Annotated in this window: 17 protein-coding genes and 12 tRNA genes; 5 read left to right on the top strand and 24 right to left on the bottom strand. The window is 27.3% G+C overall.

What is annotated here, in order from left to right; genetic code table 11:
- The 15 genes from O212_RS0104320 to rph all read right to left on the bottom strand — a co-directional run bounded on the left by O212_RS0104320 (position 1) and on the right by rph (position 3,319).
- Positions 1 to 74: transfer RNA gene (locus O212_RS0104320), tRNA-Gly, on the bottom strand.
- 5 nt (positions 75 to 79) lie between these two features.
- Positions 80 to 154: transfer RNA gene (locus O212_RS0104315), tRNA-Gly, on the bottom strand.
- 18 nt (positions 155 to 172) lie between these two features.
- Positions 173 to 256, bottom strand: a tRNA-Leu gene (locus tag O212_RS0104310).
- 15 nt (positions 257 to 271) lie between these two features.
- Positions 272 to 347: transfer RNA gene (locus O212_RS0104305), tRNA-Lys, on the bottom strand.
- A 7-nt stretch (positions 348 to 354) separates the two neighbouring features.
- Positions 355 to 429 (bottom strand) — tRNA-Gln (locus O212_RS0104300).
- A gap of 3 nt (positions 430 to 432) precedes the next feature.
- Positions 433 to 508, bottom strand: a tRNA-His gene (locus O212_RS0104295).
- A 4-nt stretch (positions 509 to 512) separates the two neighbouring features.
- A tRNA-Arg gene (locus tag O212_RS0104290) sits at positions 513 to 589 on the bottom strand.
- 6 nt (positions 590 to 595) lie between these two features.
- Positions 596 to 669, bottom strand: a tRNA-Gly gene (locus O212_RS0104285).
- A gap of 100 nt (positions 670 to 769) precedes the next feature.
- Positions 770 to 845, bottom strand: a tRNA-Pro gene (locus O212_RS0104280).
- A gap of 3 nt (positions 846 to 848) precedes the next feature.
- Positions 849 to 925, bottom strand: a tRNA-Arg gene (locus O212_RS0104275).
- A gap of 77 nt (positions 926 to 1,002) precedes the next feature.
- Positions 1,003 to 1,076, bottom strand: a tRNA-Gly gene (locus tag O212_RS0104270).
- A 105-nt stretch (positions 1,077 to 1,181) separates the two neighbouring features.
- Positions 1,182 to 1,257, bottom strand: a tRNA-Pro gene (locus tag O212_RS0104265).
- A gap of 221 nt (positions 1,258 to 1,478) precedes the next feature.
- Positions 1,479 to 1,952 carry a metallophosphoesterase gene (locus O212_RS0104260; RefSeq protein ID WP_024613920.1) on the bottom strand — a complete coding sequence of 158 codons (474 nt, stop codon included), beginning with the start codon at positions 1,950 to 1,952 and terminating at the stop codon, positions 1,479 to 1,481.
- Between the two features lie 8 nt (positions 1,953 to 1,960).
- Complete coding sequence (locus tag O212_RS0104255) at positions 1,961 to 2,572, bottom strand: XTP/dITP diphosphatase (protein ID WP_024613919.1); 612 nt, start codon at positions 2,570 to 2,572, stop codon at positions 1,961 to 1,963.
- Positions 2,573 to 3,319, bottom strand: coding sequence for a ribonuclease PH (gene rph, locus O212_RS0104250; RefSeq protein ID WP_024613918.1), 747 nt, complete (start codon positions 3,317 to 3,319; stop codon positions 2,573 to 2,575).
- Positions 3,320 to 3,454: 135 nt separating this feature from the next.
- On the opposite strand from rph, the gene O212_RS0104245 reads away from it, so the two are divergent.
- On the top strand, positions 3,455 to 4,981 hold the full coding sequence (locus O212_RS0104245) for a hypothetical protein (RefSeq protein WP_024613917.1): 1,527 nt from the start codon (positions 3,455 to 3,457) through the stop codon (positions 4,979 to 4,981).
- 79 nt (positions 4,982 to 5,060) lie between these two features.
- Here the strand turns inward: O212_RS0104245 and O212_RS0104240 are convergent, their stop codons facing one another.
- Positions 5,061 to 6,545, bottom strand: coding sequence for an ABC transporter substrate-binding protein (locus O212_RS0104240; RefSeq protein WP_024613916.1), 1,485 nt, complete (start codon positions 6,543 to 6,545; stop codon positions 5,061 to 5,063).
- Positions 6,546 to 6,689: 144 nt separating this feature from the next.
- Here O212_RS0104240 and O212_RS0104235 point away from each other — a divergent pair, with 144 nt between their 5' ends.
- Positions 6,690 to 6,971, top strand: coding sequence for a hypothetical protein (locus O212_RS0104235; RefSeq protein WP_024613915.1), 282 nt, complete (start codon positions 6,690 to 6,692; stop codon positions 6,969 to 6,971).
- A 46-nt stretch (positions 6,972 to 7,017) separates the two neighbouring features.
- Here O212_RS0104235 and O212_RS0104230 read toward each other — a convergent pair whose 3' ends face one another.
- From O212_RS0104230 to pcrA, 3 genes are read right to left on the bottom strand one after another with little or no spacing between them, the layout of a single operon-like run.
- Positions 7,018 to 7,290: a hypothetical protein gene (locus O212_RS0104230; protein WP_024613914.1), complete on the bottom strand. Its 273-nt coding sequence runs from the start codon at positions 7,288 to 7,290 to the stop codon at positions 7,018 to 7,020.
- A gap of 4 nt (positions 7,291 to 7,294) precedes the next feature.
- A complete protein-coding gene (gene ligA / locus O212_RS0104225) occupies positions 7,295 to 9,286 on the bottom strand; it encodes an NAD-dependent DNA ligase LigA (RefSeq protein WP_024613913.1) in 1,992 nt (663 codons plus the stop codon).
- Positions 9,287 to 9,307: 21 nt separating this feature from the next.
- On the bottom strand, positions 9,308 to 11,551 hold the full coding sequence (pcrA, locus tag O212_RS0104220) for a DNA helicase PcrA (RefSeq protein ID WP_024613912.1): 2,244 nt from the start codon (positions 11,549 to 11,551) through the stop codon (positions 9,308 to 9,310).
- Positions 11,552 to 11,685: 134 nt separating this feature from the next.
- Here pcrA and O212_RS0104215 point away from each other — a divergent pair, with 134 nt between their 5' ends.
- Entirely contained in the window at positions 11,686 to 12,132 is a 447-nt protein-coding gene (locus O212_RS0104215) for a DUF3887 domain-containing protein (RefSeq protein ID WP_024613911.1), read from the top strand.
- A gap of 33 nt (positions 12,133 to 12,165) precedes the next feature.
- On the opposite strand, the gene O212_RS0104210 is transcribed toward O212_RS0104215, so the two are convergent.
- The 4 genes from O212_RS0104210 to O212_RS0104195 form a co-directional block, all read right to left on the bottom strand.
- Positions 12,166 to 12,651 carry a DUF308 domain-containing protein gene (locus O212_RS0104210; protein ID WP_024613910.1) on the bottom strand — a complete coding sequence of 162 codons (486 nt, stop codon included), beginning with the start codon at positions 12,649 to 12,651 and terminating at the stop codon, positions 12,166 to 12,168.
- A gap of 97 nt (positions 12,652 to 12,748) precedes the next feature.
- Positions 12,749 to 13,621 carry an AAC(3) family N-acetyltransferase gene (locus O212_RS0104205; RefSeq protein WP_242829555.1) on the bottom strand — a complete coding sequence of 291 codons (873 nt, stop codon included), beginning with the start codon at positions 13,619 to 13,621 and terminating at the stop codon, positions 12,749 to 12,751.
- 19 nt (positions 13,622 to 13,640) lie between these two features.
- Entirely contained in the window at positions 13,641 to 14,225 is a 585-nt protein-coding gene (locus tag O212_RS0104200) for a pentapeptide repeat-containing protein (RefSeq protein WP_029699169.1), read from the bottom strand.
- Positions 14,226 to 14,345: 120 nt separating this feature from the next.
- Positions 14,346 to 14,735 carry a hypothetical protein gene (locus tag O212_RS0104195; RefSeq protein WP_024613907.1) on the bottom strand — a complete coding sequence of 130 codons (390 nt, stop codon included), beginning with the start codon at positions 14,733 to 14,735 and terminating at the stop codon, positions 14,346 to 14,348.
- A gap of 138 nt (positions 14,736 to 14,873) precedes the next feature.
- Here O212_RS0104195 and O212_RS0104190 point away from each other — a divergent pair, with 138 nt between their 5' ends.
- Together O212_RS0104190 and O212_RS0104185 are read left to right on the top strand one after the other, a co-directional pair.
- A complete protein-coding gene (locus O212_RS0104190; RefSeq protein ID WP_029699167.1) occupies positions 14,874 to 15,776 on the top strand; it encodes a radical SAM protein in 903 nt (300 codons plus the stop codon).
- A gap of 122 nt (positions 15,777 to 15,898) precedes the next feature.
- Positions 15,899 to 16,525 (top strand): superoxide dismutase, encoded by a 627-nt coding sequence (locus O212_RS0104185; RefSeq protein ID WP_024613905.1) that lies wholly within the window; start codon positions 15,899 to 15,901, stop codon positions 16,523 to 16,525.
- 124 nt (positions 16,526 to 16,649) lie between these two features.
- On the opposite strand, the gene O212_RS0104180 is transcribed toward O212_RS0104185, so the two are convergent.
- Positions 16,650 to 19,967, bottom strand: coding sequence for an FtsX-like permease family protein (locus O212_RS0104180; protein WP_024613904.1), 3,318 nt, complete (start codon positions 19,965 to 19,967; stop codon positions 16,650 to 16,652).
- Between the last annotated feature and the right edge of the window lie 4 nt (positions 19,968 to 19,971).

Below are 19,971 nucleotides of genomic sequence, written 5' to 3'. Positions count from 1 at the left end.
TGGAGCGGGTGAAGGGAATCGAACCCTCGTAACTAGCTTGGAAGGCTAGGGCTCTACCATTGAGCTACACCCGCATATCTGGAGCGGAAAACGGGACTCGAACCCGCAACATCCACCTTGGCAAGGTGGCGCTCTACCATTGAGCCATTTCCGCATTTTTTAAATTTAATTGTGGTGCAGATGAAGGGAGTCGAACCCCCACGCCGTAGGCGCTAGATCCTAAGTCTAGTGCGTCTGCCAATTCCGCCACATCTGCATACTTCAATTAAATTGGTGGCTCACCCGGGAATCGAACCCGGGACACCATGATTAAAAGTCATGTGCTCTACCGACTGAGCTAGTGAACCTTGTATTTGGCAGGGATAGCAGGATTCGAACCTACGAATACCACAGTCAAAGTGTGGTGCCTTACCACTTGGCGATATCCCTGTATGGGGTGAACGATGGGACTCGAACCCACGACAACCAGTGCCACAAACTGGCGCTCTACCAACTGAACTACGTTCACCATATGGTGCGTTTTAAGGGATTCGAACCCCTGGCCCACGCCTTAGAAGGGCGTTGCTCTATCCAGCTGAGCTAAAAACGCATTTAGTGGAGCGGGTGAAGGGAATCGAACCCTCGTAACTAGCTTGGAAGGCTAGGGCTCTACCATTGAGCTACACCCGCATATTTATTTTTTACACATTAATCATTAAGTTAATAATTAAATGCCTTATTATTTATACAAGCTTCAACTTGTATTATCAAGTAAAAACTTGATTTAAAGTGGTCGGGGTGACAGGTCTCGAACCTGCGACCTCATGGTCCCAAACCATGCGCGCTACCATCTGCGCCACACCCCGAAATGGTGCGTTTTAAGGGATTCGAACCCCTGGCCCACGCCTTAGAAGGGCGTTGCTCTATCCAGCTGAGCTAAAAACGCATTTCAGAACGTTTATTATTATAAACCATTCAGTGTTTTTTGTCAAGAACTTTTTTTTTGAAAAGTTCTTTTCAAAGTGGAGCGGGTGAAGGGAATCGAACCCTCGTAACTAGCTTGGAAGGCTAGGGCTCTACCATTGAGCTACACCCGCATATTAAACTTAAATCTTTCGATTAAATTCTTGCAATCAACCTGCCTTATTATTTATACAGGTTTTTTCTTAATTTGTCAAGCATTTTTTCGACAAATTTTTAAGTGGTCGGGGTGACAGGTCTCGAACCTGCGACCTCATGGTCCCAAACCATGCGCGCTACCATCTGCGCCACACCCCGAAGAGTCATTATCTATTGCTTATGAACTTTCCGTTTCGCTTGTTCTCTCTCGCAACGACAATGACTATTCTACAGTATGAAGCTTAATCCGTCAATACTTTTTCTAAAAAAATTCTAGTTAAATTTAATACTTTACATTTTTTCATCATATAGCTTGTTTTAGAATTAAATTATTAATAAACTAATCATTTTATTAATAATTTAATCACATATTAGTATTCTTATATACTTTCTAAGTATATATTTGGCTCTTTTCCTTCTTCAATTTCTATAAATCCTATGTGTCTCCCCCTACCTCTTGGTAAAGAAACACTACCAGGATTCATTAATGTTATGCCATTATGATTAATTATAAGTTCTTGATGAGTATGGCCAAAAAGTGCTATATCTGCATTTAATTCTTGAGCTCTATAATATATATTATTTAAATCATACTTAACTCTATACTTATGTCCATGTGTTGCAAATATTTTTACTCCACCTATATTAATATTTCTCTCTATAGGATATTCATTTGAATAATCACAATTTCCTAATACAGCATATACTTCACCATTAAATACTTTTGATAATTCTAAAACATCATCAACATTATCTCCTAAATGTATCAAAACATCTGCTTTTGATATTTTTTCTTTTACAATATCAATATATTCTTTAATTCTATGAGTATCACTAACTACTGCTATTAACATAATACCTCCTATAATATATCAGCAATACGTTCTTTTAATTCCTCTAATGCAATTCCTCTATGACTAACCTTATTTTTTTCTTCTGCTGATATTTCTCCAAATGTTTTATTGAAACTTTCGTAATAAAATAATGGATCATATCCAAATCCACCTTCACCATTCAAACTTTCAATTATTTTCCCTTTAACTTCGCCACATATATCTAAACTTTTACCATTTGAATTTATTAATGTTAAATGACATACAAATTTAGCTCCTCTATTTTCCATAGGTACACCATTTAATTTCTCTAATAATTTTTTATTATTTTCACTATCATTTCCATGCTCTCCAGCATATCTTGCTGAATATATACCAGGTTCTCCATTTAAATAGTCTACTTCCAGTCCTGAATCATCAGCTAGAACTATAAAGTTACTATCTCCCCTATTTAATAAATATTCTCTTATTTCGCTAGCTTTTTTTGTAGCATTTTCTTTAAATGTAGTCCCATCTTCACAAACATCAATATTTATATTTTCATCCTTTAAAGATTTCACTTCTAAATCAGTATCTTTTAATATATTTTTTATTTCTTTTATTTTCTTTTGATTATTACTAGCCAATATTAACTTTTTCATTTATTGACCTCCTGTTCCAATCCATAAAGCATCCATCTTGAGAGCATTTTTTTGAATCTCTATCATTTGCTTTAATCCCTTTTCTCCTAAGTCTAATAATTCATTAAGTTCACTTCTTGTCATAGGAGATTCTTCACCTGTTCCTTGAACCTCAACAAATTCTCCTTCATGAGTTCCAATTATATTCATATCTACTTTTGCATTTGAATCTTCTTCATAGCATAAATCTATAATTTTATTATCATTTACTATACCTATGCTTGTAGCTGCAACAAAGCTTCTTATTGGATATACTTTAAAAGGCTTTTCCTTATGAAGTTTATTTACAGCATCAACCATAGCAACAAATGCACCAGTTATTGAGGTTGTTCTTGTTCCACCATCTGCTTGTATAACATCACAGTCTATCCATAAAGTTTTTTCGCCTAAAGCTTTTAAATCAACAACAGATCTTAATGCTCTTCCTATTAATCTTTGTATCTCCATAGTTCTTCCATCTATTTTTAATCTAGCTATATCTCTAATTTTTCTTGTTCCAGTTGATCTAGGAAGCATATTATATTCTGCTGTAATCCAACCTTCTCCTGAGCCTTTTAAAAATGGTGGTACTTTATCTTCAATAGATACGTTACAAAGAACTTTTGTATCCCCAACTTCTATAAATACAGAACCTTCTGCATATTTTGTATAGTTTCTAGTTATTTTAGTGGGTCTTACTTGATCATTTCTTCTTCCATCTATTCTCACTAAAATCGCCTCCCTTTATTTAATTTAATCTAAAATATTTTATATATACTTTGTATCATTTTTTAGTTTTATGCACTTTTTTTGATTTTGTCTCATATTAATTATTATAAGAATTATAATATGAGGTGAAATATTTTGAGATATATAGGTCCATTTTTTCGAATGAATAGCTTATCACAATGTGAAATATGTGGGCAGCTTTTTCACTTATCAAAAGAAGCTGTAAAGCTACTCGCTCTTAATTCTAAATGTGGATATACTTTATCTTCTAGAAGTGCAAAAAAAATTGCATCTACAAAAGATATTAGCATATTAAGTAAATTTTCTCCAGTACTCTGTTTATATAAAAAATCATCTCCAATTTTTATGCATAATAAAACTTCAAACGGCTTCGATTCATCATCTTTTAAGCGTGAAGTTATTCCTACAACAAATGCATTGCTTACTATGTCATTATTAGAACTTAGTGATTATTATTCATTTTTAAGTAAAGATTCTAATGATTATCAACTAGCAAAAGGATATAGACAATTAGCTCATGAACAACTTGATTTTTATTATGATAATTTAAGAAATAATGAAGGGATTTTTATTTCTAAAAAAAGTCTTTTTGAAGCTTCATCTAAAGAAAGTAATTTAGTTGATAAAAATAGAAAATTTGCATTTAGTGATCAAGCATTTATGATGAATGCTTATTATTTATATTCTAAATATGAAGATGATGATAAGGTAAAATCAGATTACAAAGAATTTTCTAACCAAATATTGCAAATGTTTTTAGATTACAAAGAAGCACTTTATAATTTATCTTTTGATGAGGGAATTAAAACTCTACTTGCTTTTAATATTTATTACAAAAACTCTAAAAATGAAAATATAATTCCTTTAATTATAGACTTAAGCGAATTTATGAGCAATAAATTTGATGAAAAAAATTATTATGTTGAATCATTAGATAACCCTGCATTACTTGCAATTAATTTAATGTATTCTTATGAACATACTAACCTAGTAACTTTTAAAGACAAATACTGCGAAATAATGGATAAACTTCTTTCTCTTTATGATGAAGATAATAATGTCATAGAAAATTTAACTTCAAAAAAAGAAATTAAATATACATCATTTGATATATGCTTTTACTTATTATCTATAATAATGTATTCTAATGCATCTGATACTTTAAGAGAATATAACCCTACTATTTCCAAAATATATAAAAAGTACATTCTAAATTCTAGCATTATTACTAGTTGGCCAGATGCTCCTGATTTAGATAATGAAGAAAGATATATTAATTTCAGTACACTTTCTAAAGATATGTTAGATGAAACATTTTTTAGGATGCCAAATCTACCATCTTTATCAACAACGGGCATGGCTCCTATATTCTTAAAAAATACTGTTTATTCTAGGAAAAAAGAAGAATTTAAAACATCTGACAAAAAAACTTTTGATAGTTATAAAAATATGTTTTTATTTTATATGTTTATTGATTTTTTTAAAGATGACTTCTTTAGAAAATTAAATTTATTAGATACTGATGTAGATAACTTAAATGAAACTGATAATAATATTATTAATACTACAGATAATTCCTTAAACCTATCTGATGATTCTAATTCAGAAGACTTAAATGAAGATAGTAAATATACAGAATAGTTTTTTAATTTATAAATTTATTTATATAAAAACAGGTTAAGCTTATCTTTTGAATTACAAAAGATAGGCTTAACCTTATTTATTTTAATGTTTCAAATTTTATATTCCCATTCCAATCAAATTCTATATTTTCAATTTCACTAGATATAGCAACGTTTTTATTTTCAAATAGTAATGGTAATATTCTATAATTATTAAATAAATTTGATTCTAGTTCATTAAACTCTCTTTTGCCATTTATCTCTTTTTCATAAATACTTTCTTCTTTATCTGTATAATACGGCTTTAAACTTTCATAAAATCCTACTCTATTATTTGTATTTGCTACTGAATCAACTATTAATATATCATACCTTTTTCTTAATTCTAAATTATTAAATCCATCTTCTGTAGTTAATGTATATCTTATATTGCTATCTGTATTTGAATCAAACCATGATTGTATATACTTACATAAAGCTCTATTCTCATTATTATCTTTTGCTAATATAGTTATAACTTCTGGAAGCTTTGCAGAAGTTTTATTAGTCATTACTTTTCTTGATTGTAATTTATTTAAATTATCCTTATCACCTCTAAAGTAACTACATTCAGTAAGCTCTAAATAATTATTATTTTCTTCTTTATAATCTAGCATAGATGAATTTAAAGTATAATATATTATTTTTCTAACTGACAGTGGTAATTTTTCATCATCTGAATTTAATGCTATATATTTACCATTATCAGAAGAAAATGTTTTTAGTCTTCCTTCATCTTCTAATCTATTTAACTCTGTATTTGGAGGATCTACAACTAAATCTCTATCTCCTATTTCAAACGCCGCCATTGATAACTCTTCATTTTCATCTGAAATTATTTTTATTGCATCTGGTGAATCTGTTTCACTATTTTTATTTTTTTCTAAAAATACACCTTCATCATTAACATCACTTATATAATATTCACCTGAATATATTATACTTTTATGATTTTGTTTAATGTTATCCCACATCATTAAATATTTCCTCAACCTATACTGAGGCTTAGTAAGTTCTTCTAAAAATTTATCATCTTTATTATTTAACCTAATAATTAATATATTATCTTTAGCATTAATAGCTACTCCATTTTCAAATGTAATATTTCCTTTTCTAAATTCCTTTGCTCCATATACATTTAAAAATGAGTTTATATTTTCATCTGACTCTTCTTTTAATAACTCTTTAAAAAATTCTCTTATATCTTCTGCAGTTATTCTACTACCATCACTCCAATAAGCATCATCTCTTATTTTAAATTCATATTCTATGCCATCATCTTTAACACTTATTTCAGTAGCTAGAGAAGGAACTATTTTCCCTTCATTATTTTTTTCAACTAAACCTTTACTAGTTGCACAAATTACATCTTCTTCTCTAGTCGATAATTTACTTACATCTTTCAACTCATTTGGAATTGAGTTAACTGCATATAAAATAATCCCTGAATCTTTAGAAGATGCTATTTTTTCTATCTCTATAAAACTTAATAAAAATATTAATATTACACCTATAATTGCACTTGGCAGTAAAAACTTCTTCACCCTTACTCAATCTCCTTTTCTAAAGTTATCATAATTATTGTCACATATGTATATTTCTAATCAACATAAGCAATATTTTTATAATATGTTAAATTTATAAACCTAGTATGTTATAATAAAGCTATATTTTAAGGAGGAGATAAAATGACTTTTTTGGCTGCCACAGTATCTATAATAGGCATTATCTTTATGCTAACTTTCATGTTCATTGGTATATGGCTTTTCATTGTAGCTTTAAAAGCTTACAATCAAATTCGTTATAAAAATTATATTTTAGAAAAAATAAGTCAAAAGCTAGATATGCTTTCTGAAAACAAAAAAGATTTTTCTTATGAAAGTTTTTTAAACGAAGAAGCTTCAAATGATGAATTTATAATTCCTGATTTAACTAATGTAAAAGACTTTGAAAAAAAAGATTATAAATAAAAAAGCTTCTATATCTATATAGAAGCTTTTTACGTTTAATTTTTTATTATCTAACAGTTCCAAATATAAATGACATTATAAGTATAGATAATATTAAACTAAGTCCAGTGTATATATACTTATTTTTTCCTTTCTCATTAAGCCAAAATCTAGCTGCTAAAGATAACATAGTTATTACAACTGTAACTTGTATTGCGTAATAAGAATTAAATATTTCTCCAAGGTATAAAAATTGATATGAGGTTAAAAAAGTGCAAATTATAACTATACAAGCTATTATACTTAATAAAATAGTTAATATATTAATTAGCTTTTTCAACAATCTAACCTCCTATCATACCTTCAAATTCATCTTCTGTTATAGTTTTAACTCCAAGTTCTTCTGCCTTTGTAAGCTTTGAGCCTGCTTCTTTACCATATACTACATAATCTGTCTTCTTACTTACACTACCAGCAACTTTAGCTCCAAGTGTTTCTAATTTTTCTTTTATTTCTTTTCTTGAATACTTTTCCATAGTTCCTGTTACAACAACAGTTTTACCTTCAAATATACTTTCAACAATCTCTTTTTCCTCAAACTTAGGATTTACTCCAATCTCTAAAAGTTCATCTATTGTTTTTAAAACTTTTTCTTCATGGAAAAATTCTACTATACAATTTGCAACTACATCTCCTACATCAGGAACTAATACTAATTCTTCAAATGTAGCCTTTTTAAGCCCTTCTAATGACTTAAACTTATTAACTATATCCTTAGCCGTTTTTACTCCTACATTTTGTATTCCTAATGCATATATGAATGCTTCAAGTGTACAATCCTTGCTTTCTTCGATTGCATCTAAAAGATTTTGTGCTTTTTTATCTCCAAACTTATCAAGTTTAACTAAATCTTCCTTATTTAACTTATATAAATCACTTATTGATTTTATATTAAGCTTTTCAAATAATTGCTCTGCTGTTTTTTCTGAAAATCCTGAAATATTCATAGCTTCTCTTGAACCATAATGAACTATTGTTTTAACAAGTTGAGGTTTACATGAAAGTGTATTTTCACAGAATATATGAGCCCCCTCTTCAACTAAATGGCTACCACAAGCTGGACAGTTCGTTGGCGGTACTATCTCTTCTGTTCCTTCTAATGAATCTTCTTTAACTCCCATTATTTCAGGTATAACATCATTACTTCTTCTAACTAATACTTCAGAACCAATCCTTACACCTTTTCTTTTTATATCATCCATATTATTAAGTGTTGCTCTCTTTACTGTAACACCTGCAAGTTCAACTGGATCTAATATAGCAGTTGGTGACACTCTTCCACTTCTACCAACGTTCCATTCAACATCTAAAAGTTTAGTTGTTGTTTCTTGTGCTTCAAATTTATATGCTATTGCCCATTTAGGAAATTTAACTGTATATCCTAATAATTCTCTTGTCCTTATATCATCAATAACTATTACTAGACCATCAATATCATAATTTAAATCAAATCTAATATCTCTTATATAATCTATTTCTTTTTGAATATCATCTATTGTGTAACATTCTTTTATATAATCATCTACTGGAAATCCCATTTCTTTTATGAAATTCATCATTTCTGTATAAGTTTTAAATTGTTTTCCTTCTTTGTATCCTACATCATAAAAAAATGCTGATAAATTTCTTCTTGCAGTTTCTTTTACATTTAAGTTTCTTAATGCACCTGCTGCACCATTTCTTAAATTTTTAAGTGGAACTTCAGCTGCTTCATTATATTTTTCAAATGCTTCTGTAGTCATTATGGCTTCACCATGAACTTCAAAAACATCTTTACAATTAACTTTAAGAGGAATACTCTTTATAGTCTTAACCTGTGCTGTAACATCTTCTCCAACGCTTCCTGTTCCTCTTGTCGCTCCAACTGCCAATATACCTTCATTATTATATGTTAAGTTAACAGTTAATCCATCAAACTTCTTTGTAACTATATATTTAAGTTCTGGGAGTTCTTCTCCCATCGCTCTCATTTCCTCAACAAACTTAACATTTCTATTATGCCAGTCTATTATTTCTTCAATACTTTGGGCTTTTCCTAAACTCCAAAGCCTTCCCTTGTGAGTATATTTTTTAAAACCTTCAAGAACTACATCACCAACTCTAACAGTTGGTGAATAAGGTAGTACCTCATTAAGTTCTTTCTCTAAAGCTACAAGTTCATCATATTTTTCATCATACTCTTTATCCGTAATTGACGGATTATCTAAACTATAGTATTCATATGCATATCTATTTAACTCTTCTACTAGAGCTTCCATTCTTTTTCTATTATCCATAAACTTACTTGCCTCCTAATATTATAAAAGTTCTAAATTAGCCATTGATAATAATAATACTTTAACACCTTGTTTATCAAAAGCTATTGTAAGTTTTTTATCATTTCCAGCTGGTAATACTGAAACGACTGTTCCTTCTCCAAACTTTTCATGCTTCACTTTTCTTCCAAGTGATATTTCACCTGAACTTGAAGCATTATTAGATTGAGCTTCTGTTACTTTTCTACTTGAATTTTGATTTCTAATAGATGTTCTTAGACTATGTGGGTTATTAAAGTTTGGTTTAGCATGACCTCCAAACATCCCTTCTCTAGCAGCTCCATTAGCACTTCTTTCATTAACATATTCTCTTAAATCAGATCTTATTTCACCAATAAAGTCTGATTGACTATAAGACATTGTTCTTCCAAATACTCTTCTAACCTCAGCTGAAGTCATATGAAGAGTTTCCTTTGCCCTTGTAATTCCAACATAACAAAGTCTTCTTGCTTCTTCCATTTGATCTTCTTTATCAAAATCACTCATGCTTGGGAATATTCCATTTTCCATTCCAACCATAAATACATGTGGAAACTCAAGTCCTTTTGCACTATGAAGTGTCATAAGAACTACTGCATTATCTTCCTCTTCATCACCTTCATTAATATCTTGTACTAATGATACTTTTTCTAAATATGCAGCTAAACTCTTATCTTCATTATTTCTTTCAAATTCAACTGCATCTGAAACTAATTCTTCTAAGTTTTCTATTCTACTCTTATCTTCTATTTCATTTGACTTTTTAAGTTCATCTAAATATCCAGTATCTTTTAAAATTGCTTCTATAAGCATTGATACTGGCATACTTTCTGCCATTATAACGAAATTATTCATAAGATCTGTAAATTTCTCTATAGCTCCGCAATTTCTTGCAGTAAGAGTTGAGATTGTTCTTACTTCTTGAAGTGCATCCCATAAATTTAATTCAAAGCTATCTGCAAATTCTTGAATTTTTTTTACTGTTGCATCCCCTATACTTCTTTTTGGAACATTTATTATTCTCTTTATACTTATATCATCTTGAGGGTTTACTAAAACATTAAGATATGCAAGCATATCTTTAATTTCTTTTCTATCATAGAACTTAGTTCCTCCAACAATTTTATAAGGTATACCCCTTCTTCTAAATGTTTCTTCAAAAACACGTGACTGAGCATTAGTTCTATAAAGAACAGCAAAATCTTTATTTTCTGCCCCATCTTTAGCCTTTGTATCAATTATTTGTCTTGCTACAAAATCTCCTTCTTCTGAATCTGAGTATGCTCTATATATTTTTATTTTATTTCCTTGTTCTTGTTCAGTTCTAAGTGCTTTATTTTTTCTTCTTGAGTTATTTACTATAACAGCATTTGCTGCATCTAATATGTTACCCTTTGATCTATAGTTTTGTTCAAGCTTTATCACTTTACAGTTTGGATAATCTTTTTCAAAATCAAGAATATTGCTTACATCAGCACCTCTCCAAGCATATATACACTGGTCATCATCACCAACAACACAAATGTTTTTATATCTTGCTGCTAAAAGCCTTACAAATTCATATTGAGCACCATTTGTATCTTGATACTCATCAACCATTATATATTTAAATTTATTTTGATAAAATTCCAATACATCATCATGTTTTTTAAATAATTCTACTGTTTTAAATATAAGGTCATCAAAATCCAATGCATTATTTTCCTTAAGTCTCTTTTGATACATTTCATAAACATCAGCAATTTTCTTTTCTCTAAAATTACTTTCATGCTCTCTCATGAAACTTTCAGCAGTAATCATATTATCTTTAGCTCTTCCGATTTTACCCATAATTTCTTGAAGAGTTATATCTTTATCATTTATATTTAAAGTTTTCATACACTCTTTTAATAAAGTTTTTTGGTCTGAAGTGTCATATATAGTAAAACTTGATTTATATCCAAGCTTATCAATTTCTCTTCTAAGTATTCTAACGCATGTTGAGTGAAATGTTGAAATCCACATATCATTAGCTTTTTCCCCAACAAGTGCTTCTACTCTTTCTTTCATTTCTCTAGCTGCTTTATTCGTAAATGTAATTGCTAATATACTCCATGGCTTTATTTCTAAATCCTCTATCATATGTGCCATTCTATATGTTAAAACTCTAGTTTTACCTGAACCTGCACCTGCAAGTATTAAAACTTGACCATCAACAGTAACAGCACCTTCATACTGCTCTTTGTTTAATAATGATTTTAAATCCAAATCATCATCCTCCCTTCCTAGTATTAAAATATTATATCATACATCACCTTTTAGTGTTGCCAGAAAGTATAATTGTTAGTAAAAATGTGGTATAATGTTTGAAATTATATTCCATTTTTTAGGAGGTATTTATATTGAAGTTTAAATCTCTAATTTTAGTTTTTCTTTTTTCAATTTTAAGTTTTACTTTAATATCTTGTTCTGATGATAAAGTAGATGTTTCTTCTACTCGATCTTATTCAGATGAAATAACTAAAGAGATACTTAATTCTATTAATAACTTAGATTATGATAACTTTATAAAAAATCTTGATAATAACATGAAAGAAATTGCAACTAATGAAACTGAATTTTTAAGTTTAGTTATGCCAATAAAAGGTGCTATAGGAACATACGAAGAAAATAGCTTAGAGTTTGTACAGGCTAAAAAGAGTAAAGACTATATAAATATGCTTTATAAAGCAAAGTTTTCTGATGAAACAGAACCTGTAAATATATCAATATCTTTTGATGAAAATAATCATAAAATTTCAGGGTTATATTTTAATTCACCGAAAATAAAAGAATTATATAATAAATAAAAATAGATAAGGAAAATTCCTTATCTATTTTTTCTATATTTCAAATGATAATATTATTTCAAAGATTGCAAATAGTATTAAATTTATTCCTATTATTATTGGAGTAAATGCTAATGCAATTACTGGATATAAAATTATTAAAACACTTAATATTATTAAGCATATTGTGTATATTGTTCTAAAATTAAATCCAGCTGTTTTAAATTGAAATTCAGCTACTAATGCTGATATACCTCTTATCAATCCCCAAATTCCAAAGAATATAACAAAGAATTGAGTTGAGTATATAGGTGAAAATAAAAGAGTTAATCCAAATAGTATATCGATTATACCATTAAATATGAAAAATCCTCTTCTCTGTGATTTAAATGCTTTAATTATTGACATAATACCTGAAACTAGAACAAATGCTCCAATTACCATAGTTAAATTAAATATACTTTCTAATGGATACATTAGAAATATTACGCCTACTATTGCTAATAAAATTCCTTGTAAAATAAAAGGCCATTTTTTCATAATTATCATCTCCTTCTATTTTACTTTACTATTTCATTCTATAAATTACCATTTACCTTTTGTAAATTTTAGAATACAAATTGTAAAATTTACTTTTCTAATATAAATTACAATTTTTAAAATATTCTACAGCAAAATCAACACAATCTCTTTGATTAAATACTTTAACATTTGCATTTCCTATATTATAAGTATTAACATTGTATTTTTCTTCAAACTCTTCTCCCAAAAACATAAATAATTCTGTTTTAAATTCTATATCTTTATATTGTTTAAATACTCTTTTACCATTTTCTAATATCGGTGATGCATTTATTGTTTCAGTATAATTTTTAGCTCTATATTCAGCTAAATGAAATGACGTATTAACATCATAATCAACTCCTAATAATATAACTTTTCCACCTAATTCATAAAACCTTGCAAGAGGTGATTTTTCTCCAAGTGAATATTCTAAGCTATGATTATCTGTTATGAACTCTTTATTTTTTCCCCAAGCTGAAAAAGACACTGTTGGATGATAACTTCTTTTCACACCATAAAAATTTCTAAAAGCTTCTGCTATTTTACCCATACCATATGTTGGAGTAATATTTTCATCAAAGGCTGGCATTTCTTCTCTTATATCTTTAAACCATTCAGAAGGTACTGGTGGATTGCTCCAAAAAGCTGGATCACACATATCCCCACTATGAGATGGCATAACTATAGTTCCTTCTTCACCTACAGCTTCAATTAAAGCATTTATAACTGTAACTTCTCCTCCACATATCCATCCAATCTTACTTAATGAAGAATGTACGAGTATTGTATCACCTTTTTCTATTCCAATTCTTTTAAACTCATTTTTTAATAAACTAAGTGTTATCGGCTTTTCTGTTTCATTTATTATTTTATCTATTTTACTAACTTCATCTATATCTTCCATATAATCTTCATCCATATATAAATCGTCTAATTGTATATCCATTTATTTACCTCCAAATTTATTACTCTATAATAATTTCAAATTCATTTAATAACTTTAAAACTTCAGGCATACTAAACTTTGCTTTTTTTATATTATTTCTATTTGGATTAATTGTATAATCTAAACATTCCCTTAAATCAACTTTTGAAAGATTAGTATTTTCAAATATACTATCTTCTAGACTTGATCTTAAAAATGATGATTCTCTTAAATCAGCATTTATAAAATCACTTGATGTAACATTACATTCTATAAATTTTGTTTTTGGTATTTTAAGTTCTGCAAAACTACAACTTTGTACTAAACAATTTTTAAAGTCAAAATCTAAAATAAATCTATCACATTTAGTAAAATCGACTCCAACTATTTTACAATCAATAAATTTAACTCCTCTAAGCTTTGAATGATAAAACTTTGTAAGGGATATATTACATTCTTTAAAAGTGCAATCTTCAAAAGTTACTTCCAAAAAACTTTTTCCTGAAAAATCACATCTATTAAATACACACTTATCAAAATTTATTTCTCTAATTTCTCTATTTCTAGTATTAATTCTTTCAAATGCTTCATCATAATAATCATATTCTAAAAATTCCTCTATCATAAAATTCTCTCCTAATACTTTTCTTTACAATAATATTTAAATTTTCTATTTACTTAAAAATAAATTTAATCAAGTTTATATAAAAATATTTTTTAAATCCATATTATCATTTTATTATATTTAAAGTTCTTTAACTTTCATTACTATCTTACTATTTGGCAAATATTCTAATCTATATTTATCACCTATTTTGGGTTTAATTTCCCATGAATTTATTTTATAGGTAATATTATTTATTTCTAATGTAGTTATTCCTTTTGCATTATTAAAACTAGTACAAACTCCTGTTGTTATATAATAATCCTCACTAAAATAATATTTAATATCTTTTATTTTAGGAATTACTATATTAATCAAAACTATTTTACTACATACTACTAATATTAAAATTAATATAAAATATTTTTTTGATATTTTCCCTTTAATTATTTTTATTAAATTAACTATAATTGAAACTAATATAAATATAAATACTAATATTTGAAAGAATAAAACCAATATAAAATTCATGAAGTCTCCCCCTTTTAATTATTATAATGTTAAGTTAATTAATTTAAAATTACAATCTTCTTTGATTGCTAATCATTGTAGCTAGTAATATAATTTCAATATATTATCTACGAGGTGATTTTTTTGAAATATAACAAAATGGAAATGCTAAAAAATTGTAATCTTTGCATTAGAAAATGCAATGTTAATAGATTAAATAATGAAGTTGGAGCATGTATGTCATCTGAAAAAATAAAAGCTGCAAAAGCTTATTTGCATATGTGGGAAGAACCACCAATTTCTTTAGATACTGGATCTGGAACTATATTTTTTTCTAACTGCAATTTAAAATGTGTATTTTGTCAAAACCATGAAATAAGCCAAGAAAACACAGGTGAATTCATAACTATAGAAAGATTATCAGAAATATTTTTAGAACTTCAAGATAAAGGTGCTAATAATATAAATTTAGTAACACCTACTCACTATGTACCTCAAATTATAGAAGCTATAAAAATAGCAAAAAAAAATGGTCTTAATCTACCAATTTTATATAATACAAACGGTTATGATTCTTTAGAAACTATAAAGGCTTTAGATGGTTATATTGATGTTTATTTACCTGATTTTAAATACTTTGATGATAAATATGCATTAAAATATTCAAAAGCTCCAGGATATCGTGAAAATGTAATTACTATTTTAAAGGAAATGTTTAAACAGGTAGGTAAAAATAAATTTGATGAAAAAGGAAGAATGATAAAAGGGATTATAGTAAGACATTTAATGCTTCCAAATCTCCTATTTGATTCAAAAAAAATTATAGATACTATATATAATTTATTTGAAGATGACGTATATATAAGCATAATGAATCAATATACTCCTATGTTTAATGCTTTTGAATTTAAAGAATTATCAAAGCCTTTAAATCCCAGACTTTATGATAGTTTAATTGATTATGCTGCAAGTATAGGTGTAAAAAATGCTTTTATTCAAGAAAGTGGTACAAATACAACTGAATTTGTTCCCGATTTTAATTTACAAGGAATTTCAAAATAATTCATACATTATTTTACTATTATTGCTTATAATAGATTTATAGAATTATTTTTGAAACGTTTAACAAATTATTGTGTATTTTTTGTTTTAAAGTTTCAAATACTAATATAGAGGTGATTTAAATGGAAGGAAATAAATTTACTTTAAAACCATTACCATATGCTTATGATTCTCTAGAACCTTATATTGATGAAAAAACATTACATTTTCATCATGATAAACATCAACAAACTTATGTTGATAATTTAAATAAAGCATTAGATAAACATCCTGAACTTTTTAAGATGTCTTTAGTAGAGATTCTTGAAAATCTTGATGATATCCCAGAAGATATAAATCAAGCAGTTGTTAATAATGCCGGTGGTGTATTTAACCATGAATTTTATTGGGATGGAATGGCACCAAATAAAGGTGGAGAACCTACTGGTAATATAAAAGATGCTATTTTAAATACTTTTGGTTCTTACGAAAACTTTAAAACTGAATTTAAAAATGCAGCTTTAACTCAATTTGGATCTGGTTGGGCATGGCTTGTTTTAGACCAAAATAATAAATTAAAAATTACTAAAACACCAAATCAAAACTGTCCTATTTCATTAAATGAAAAACCTTTATTAACAGTAGATGTTTGGGAACATGCTTATTACTTAAAATACCAAAATAAACGTCCTGATTATGTTGATAGCTTTTTTGAAGTTATTAACTGGGATGCAGTAAATGATAGATTTAAAAAATCTACAAATCTTTAATAGCACATCAGCTTATTCATTTTATAAAGTAGTAAGTTTACTTTGAAATAGAACTATCTATTTTATATTAAGCTTATTAAAAAAAGAAGATTTCTCTTTTGAGGAATCTTCTTTTTTCTATAAATTATTCATTTGATTTTAATGCTTCTATCATATTTACTTTTTTAAGTCTTATATGCATTATAAACATTACTATACTTGAAAAAATTATTGTTAGTATACCTGCATAAACAAAACTACTCCAATGTAATGATGGATTAAACATCATATTATCCATTTCAGCAGTGCTTAATACATATATGTGTAATACCTTACCTAAAAATCCACCAACTATAATCCCCATTATAGTTAATATTATATTTTCTCTATAGATGTACATAGTAACTTCATTATCATAAAAACCTAAAACTTTTATAGTTGAAAGTTCTCTTATACGTTCAGATACATTTATATTAGTTAAATTATATAAAACTATAAATGCTAATATTGCTGCTGAGATTATAAGTACAACTACAACTATATTTAAACTTGACATGGAGTCTTCAAAATTACTTTCTATTGAGCCATTATAAGAAACATTTAAAACTTTACTTTCTTTACTTAGCTTTTCAGATAATTGTTCTTCAAAATTAGTATCATATTTATATTTTAAAAGCTCTGCATTATACTTTGGATCTTTATTAAATATCTCTCTATAAAGTTCCTTTGACATATAAATATAATGTCCAGCATAATTTTCTGCAATTTCACTAACCTTTACTTCAAAAGTTTTATTATCTGATGTTTTAAACTTTAACATATCGCCTTTTTTTATTTTAAATAACTTAGCCAACTTTTCGGATATTATAGCTCCATTACTATTTAAAGTGTATTCTTCATCAGTTTTTCTATTATCTAAAGTTATAAATTTATTTAAATTATTCTCGTTTTTAGGCACCATAAGAACTACTTCTTGTGGATTAACACCTTTTTCCTGAACTTTTACTTGCTCTTGATAGATATCTAATCTATCTTGTATTTCAGGTAAATTTTTCATTAAATCTTCATAAGATTTTGTATCTTCATTTGATACATCTTTATTAAATATTACCATAGCATTGTATTTAACTATTTTACCAAACTGCAATTTTCCAAGATCCGAAACTGAACTTTTAATACCAAAGCCAGTAATAATAAGTGCCATACATCCTGCAATACCTAAAACAGTCATTAGCATACGGTCTTTATATCTAAATATATTTCTTGCAGTAACTTTTTCTATAAAGTTAAATCTTTTCCAAACAGGTTTTATTCTTTCTAGTAATATACGTTTACCAGACTTTGGAGCTTTAGGTCTCATTAATGTTGCTGGTGTACTTTTTAAATCTTCCCTTAGTACTATATAAGCAGATATTCCTGTACAAGCAATTGCTATTGCAATAGATACAAGTGCATAACTTAAATAATATGAAACCTGTAAATCTGGGAAATTATAAAGCATACTATAAGCATTATAAACAATTCTAGGTATTAGTTCATATCCAATCAATAAACCTACAAAACTTCCAACTAAACTTGCAGTTGTTGCATATACTAAGTATTTTAGTGATATATCAAAACTGCTATATCCTAACGCCTTAAGAGTTCCAAGTTGAATTCTTTGTTCTTCAATCATTCTAGTAACTGTTGTTAAACTTACTAAAGCAGCTATTGCAAAGAAAAATAAAGGAAATATTTTTGATAATGCTGAAATTCTATCTGCATTATCTTGATATTCACTATACCCCAAATTATCACTTCTTGAAAATATATAATAATCAGGGACTTTAATATCTTTTATATTTTCTTCTCCCTTTTTAATTTCCTTTTCTCCATCTTTTATTTTCTTTTCAGCCTTAACTTTCTCTGTATTAAATTTAGTTAATCCTTCTTTGTATTGTTTTTCACCTTCATCTAATTTTTCTTTAGCTAATTTAAAGTTTTCTAACCCTACCTGTTTTCCCTTATTATATTCTAATTCTTTTTCTTTAATAGTTAATAATCCTTTATCAAGTTCTTTTTTATATCCATTAATTTTAACTATTCCATCTTTTAACTTTTTATAATTAGTGTTTATTTCTTCTTGACTCTTTTCTATATTAAATTTGGCTTTTTCTAAATTATCTAATATAGAATTCATACTACTTGAAACAACATTAGCTTCCACTTTACCAGAAAAATATTCTTCTAATAAATCTCCTAAGCTTGAACCATTTTTAAGTGGCACTTCCTTTAAGCTTTCAACTAACTGATTTTTAATATTATCTGGTATAGTATTAACAGGTACCTTTAATATTGATTCTACTTTATCAAATAAAGATTTTAATTGATTTATTTTATTATTTACATCATTTAAGTTATTTTCTAATTGTTTTTTACCTTCTAAAAGCTTAACTTCTTTTGACTTTAAATCACTCAAGTTATTTTCTAATTGCTTATTCTTATCATTTAATTGATTTTTAGAACTATCTAACTTTTCTTTAGCATCTTGCATTTTAGTATTAAATTCACTTAAATTTTGATTATATTTTTCTTTTCCTTCATCAAGTTTATTTTTAGATTCATTTAGCTTATCTTCTGCTTTTTTTAACTCATCTTTAGCTTTTTTAAGTTCATTTTTAGATTTTAAAATTTTATCATTTGCTTCTTTTTTTATATCATCAAGACGAATGCTTCCTTGATTTTTAGTTATGTCTTCTACTTCTTTTTTATTATTATTTAACAATTCATCATACTTTTCACTATAACTGTTTAAACCTTTTAAATTATTAAATGTTAAATAAGCCTCTGTATATACTGGCATTTTGAATTCTGATTCTGATATTACACCAAACCCATCAACTCTACCCTTTCCAATATTACTGGTTCCTCTTTCATATTTTCCAATATACATAGGACTTTTTACAAACCCAACTATTTCATAAGTTTTATCTTTAATTTCATCATTTAAACTTTCACTATTATCAGATGAAAATTTTATTTTATCACCTATTTTATATGAATTTTTAATTGTTTCTTTACTATCTAATGCAATTTCACCATCTTTTTCTGGTAGTCTTCCACTTTCAATAACGTATTTATTTAATTCATTATTTTTATTATAGGAAATAAGTTTTAATAACATGCCTTCTCTTCCTATTAATACATCTTTGCTATAGATAGGTTCAACAATGTCTACACCATTTATCTTCTTTAATTCATCAATATCACTTTTATCTAGCCCCATTGTAGACTGTACTTTTAAATCCATTAAATTTTGCTCTGTAAAATACGAATTAGCTGTATTTAACATATCAGGGCCTGCTGATTTTAAACCTGAAAAAAATCCAACTCCTAGCATAATTAAAAATAAAATAGATAAAAATCTTGATTTAGATGAAGATATTTCTTTTAAAATAGTTTTAAACAAAGCTTTTTTCTGCATAAAA

The organism is Clostridium sp. Ade.TY (assembly GCF_000498355.1).
Lineage (GTDB): Bacteria > Bacillota > Clostridia > Clostridiales > Clostridiaceae > Clostridium.
This window is presented reverse-complemented; position numbering and strand designations above follow the sequence as displayed.

Excerpts from the sequence above, each read along its gene's own strand:
- O212_RS0104260 (WP_024613920.1), bottom strand. The coding sequence starts at position 1,952 with ATGTTAATAGCAGTAGTTAGTGATACTCATAGAATTAAAGAATATATT.
- O212_RS0104255 (WP_024613919.1), bottom strand. The coding sequence starts at position 2,572 with ATGAAAAAGTTAATATTGGCTAGTAATAATCAAAAGAAAATAAAAGAA.
- O212_RS0104235 (WP_024613915.1), top strand. The coding sequence starts at position 6,690 with ATGACTTTTTTGGCTGCCACAGTATCTATAATAGGCATTATCTTTATG.
- ligA (WP_024613913.1), bottom strand. The coding sequence starts at position 9,286 with ATGGATAATAGAAAAAGAATGGAAGCTCTAGTAGAAGAGTTAAATAGA.
- O212_RS0104210 (WP_024613910.1), bottom strand. The coding sequence starts at position 12,651 with ATGAAAAAATGGCCTTTTATTTTACAAGGAATTTTATTAGCAATAGTA.
- O212_RS0104205 (WP_242829555.1), bottom strand. The coding sequence starts at position 13,621 with ATGGATATACAATTAGACGATTTATATATGGATGAAGATTATATGGAA.
- O212_RS0104200 (WP_029699169.1), bottom strand. The coding sequence starts at position 14,225 with ATGATAGAGGAATTTTTAGAATATGATTATTATGATGAAGCATTTGAA.
- O212_RS0104195 (WP_024613907.1), bottom strand. The coding sequence starts at position 14,735 with ATGAATTTTATATTGGTTTTATTCTTTCAAATATTAGTATTTATATTT.
- O212_RS0104190 (WP_029699167.1), top strand. The coding sequence starts at position 14,874 with ATGGAAATGCTAAAAAATTGTAATCTTTGCATTAGAAAATGCAATGTT.
- O212_RS0104185 (WP_024613905.1), top strand. The coding sequence starts at position 15,899 with ATGGAAGGAAATAAATTTACTTTAAAACCATTACCATATGCTTATGAT.
- O212_RS0104180 (WP_024613904.1), bottom strand. The coding sequence starts at position 19,967 with ATGCAGAAAAAAGCTTTGTTTAAAACTATTTTAAAAGAAATATCTTCA.